The 2,885-nt window shown below is 44.7% G+C and carries 2 protein-coding genes and 1 tRNA gene; 1 reads left to right on the top strand and 2 read right to left on the bottom strand.

Annotation, left to right across the window (positions count from 1 at the left end):
- Nucleotides 1-19: 19 nt before the first annotated feature.
- Nucleotides 20-96, bottom strand: a tRNA-Arg gene (locus tag A3751_RS08840).
- Between the two features lie 84 nt (nt 97-180).
- Complete coding sequence (locus A3751_RS08845; protein ID WP_068454556.1) at nt 181-1,305, bottom strand: sensor histidine kinase; 1,125 nt, start codon at nt 1,303-1,305, stop codon at nt 181-183.
- Between the two features lie 121 nt (nt 1,306-1,426).
- Here A3751_RS08845 and A3751_RS08850 point away from each other — a divergent pair, with 121 nt between their 5' ends.
- On the top strand, nt 1,427-2,707 hold the full coding sequence (locus tag A3751_RS08850) for a response regulator (protein ID WP_068454559.1): 1,281 nt from the start codon (nt 1,427-1,429) through the stop codon (nt 2,705-2,707).
- Nucleotides 2,708-2,885: the final 178 nt, after the last annotated feature.

Consider the following 2,885-nt stretch of genomic DNA (forward strand, 5'->3'; position numbering starts at 1 on the left):
GAGTAAGGGAAAGGGGAAATGGCCCGCCCTTCAGGATTCGAACCTGAGACCTGCCCCTTAGGAGGGGGCCGCGCTATCCAACTGTGCCAAGGGCGGGCAACATCGCTATGATAACCTGCAAAAAGCGCGGATTAAATTAAAGGCTATTAAGAATGTATAGTTTGATGGCGATGAGGCCGCTTAGATTTCCTTTAGTGCTGGTAAGCGGATTTTGAAACAGGTACCTTCGCCGACTTCGCTGCTCACTGTGATGGTTCCTCCGGCTGCAGTGACTATCTCGTAGGAAATTGACATTCCTAGTCCCGTGCCTTGTCCAACTGGCTTCGTGGTAAAAAACGGTTCAAATATCTTGTTGAGATTGCGTTTCTCTATCCCAACACCGGTGTCCGCGATTTCGATCTGCACGCTATCCTCGATATCGTAGGTTCTAACCGTGAGGACACCATTAAGCCCCTCCATTGCATGTGAGGCGTTCACCATAATATTAAGCAATACCTGATTGAAAGAGCTCGGCACAAGCTTTACGAGTGCTTGGCTGTTGAGATGCTTTTCCAGGGTGCAACTATACTTGATCTGATTCCAGACGATATTCAGTGTCTCTTCAATCAAGTCGTTAACCAACAACTCTTGCTCGTCTTGAGATTCTCTTACGAACCCCTTAAGGCTATTTGTGATTCCTTTTATGCGGGTGCAGCCGGTTAAGCTCTCGTCAATTAACGCATTCGCATCTGAGAGCACAAAATCGAGGTCTTCAATCTTGAGGGTGTTCTCAATCTTCTCTATAACCTCTTCATGTTTTAGTTTCTCTTGCTTTGTTAAGCCGGACATTAACTCTAGCAAATGCTTGCAAAGCTGATCTAAGAAGTAGGTGTACTCCTTAAGGGTACACATGTTGCTCATCATAAAGCCTACAGGATTGTTTATCTCATGGGCCACTCCAGCAGATAATTGCCCTAAACTCGCCATCTTTTCTGTTTGGGCGAGAGACTCTTTGGTTTGCAGGAGGTTATCTTCCATTGTCTTAATCTGCTTTCTAAGAGTGATCACTTCATTTTCCAACGTGATGACCTTGCTCTGTAAGGTACGTGTTCTCGCTGCTGAAGACGTTTGGGGCAAATGATACGCTATTGAGATGACCAATACCGATGCGGGTGCAACGACAAAAAAAACTAGCCAAATCTGTTCGTTTACAAACAAAAATGAGAATGCGGCTAAAAATAATATAAACACAACAACAAGGCTCATCAGTTTTCGTTTAGTGTTAAAGTCGTTGTTAGGCTGACGCACTGATTTTTGCTCCGGCATGTAGACCACAAAATAAATGAACCCGTATTTGACTTTAGAAATAGAAAAATAGGGCGGTAGAACCGATTATTGTCGGCTAGTATATTCAATATAGACCACTGTACCGTTTTGGGGGATTAGGTTGGAAACGCAGAATAGTATTTTGATTGTTGATGACGATCCGGATGTATTAAGTTCGTTGCGAAGAGTTTTTCGCCATTCAAAATATAGCGTGCACACATATTCGGATGCAGTGCTCGCGCTCGCGGCGCTGCCTGAAATCAAACCTGACTTGATCATAAGCGACATGCGTATGCCGAAGATGGATGGCGCAGAGTTTCTTCGCCATGCCAAAACTGCGCGGCCGATGACGCCTCGAATTTTGTTAAGTGGGCAGGCCGATAAAGATGACACGGTTAGGGCGGTCAACGAAGGTGAGATTTTTGCCTATGTTTCCAAGCCTTGGGATAACGAGCAGTTTTTAAATCTTGCGGATGAGGCTCTATTTCGGAGAGACAAAAACATAAAGAGAAATCGTGCGTTGCATAAGCTCAAAAAAATGCATGATGAATTAAGTGAACATAAGGCAGACATCGAGCAAAAACTTGAGATAGAGGCGTATCAACGTTCAGAAACGGTTCAGGCGCTCGACGACGCTTATGCCCTTATCGGAGAGAGCTTCCTCAATCTCTTGGATATGAAACAATCCGGACAGAGGGCCTTAGCCTATCAACTAGAGGAAGTCGTGCAGAAGCTGGCTGCTCGGCTTGGGGCGAGTGAAAAGGAAATTCGGGTGCTGACTCATGCGGCACGCTTACATGGTATAGGAAAGATCGGTGTACCCGACGCTATCTTGAATAAACCGTTCGCGAAAATGAAGGAAGATGAGCAGGCAATCTATAAAACCTACCCAGCAAACAGCGCTTGTACGATTATCGCTGTCGAAACATTTAGTGAGTGTGCAGATCTGCTTTTCAAACAAAAAGAAGCAGCGGATGGAAGCGGGTTCCCAATGGGCTTGCAACGACAAGAATTAGGTAAGTTGAATTTTATCTTTAACGCTGCGCTGGAATACTGTGAAAAAAGATATAGTCCTGTGGTTATTCCGGCAACGCATGAACAGGCAATTCAAAAGTTAAAACAACGCACGACAGCATTTGATTTAGAGATACTAAAAGCCTTGTCTAACCTCGAAACTGAACGGAAATTAGTGAAGCATTTTGATCATAATATTGTTGTGCCGCTTCATTCATTGGAGCCTGGCATGATTGTTAAAGAGGATATATTCGGCGAGCGGAATATGCTGCTTCTTAGAGGCGGCTCGCTGGTCACTGAGAGTCTGATCGACAAGCTTTCGAATATGCAAAAGCAGATGGGTGAACAGATTAACGTTAGTGTGATTATACCCAGCCAATCAGATTGAGCCGATCTTGAGAGGTTAGTATCTTTGTCAAAGCGGCCTCATAGCCAAACGAAAAAATCGTGAAGGGCTCAACGCATATCGCGTGCCGCGTGTAAAAACCTTCTAATTGTTGTTACAGACTTTTACGTGTAAAACAAACTCGTTGGTGGGGCCAAAACATGAATCAACGAGCTGCCTT

The sequence above is a fragment of the Oleiphilus sp. HI0080 genome (assembly GCF_001635135.1).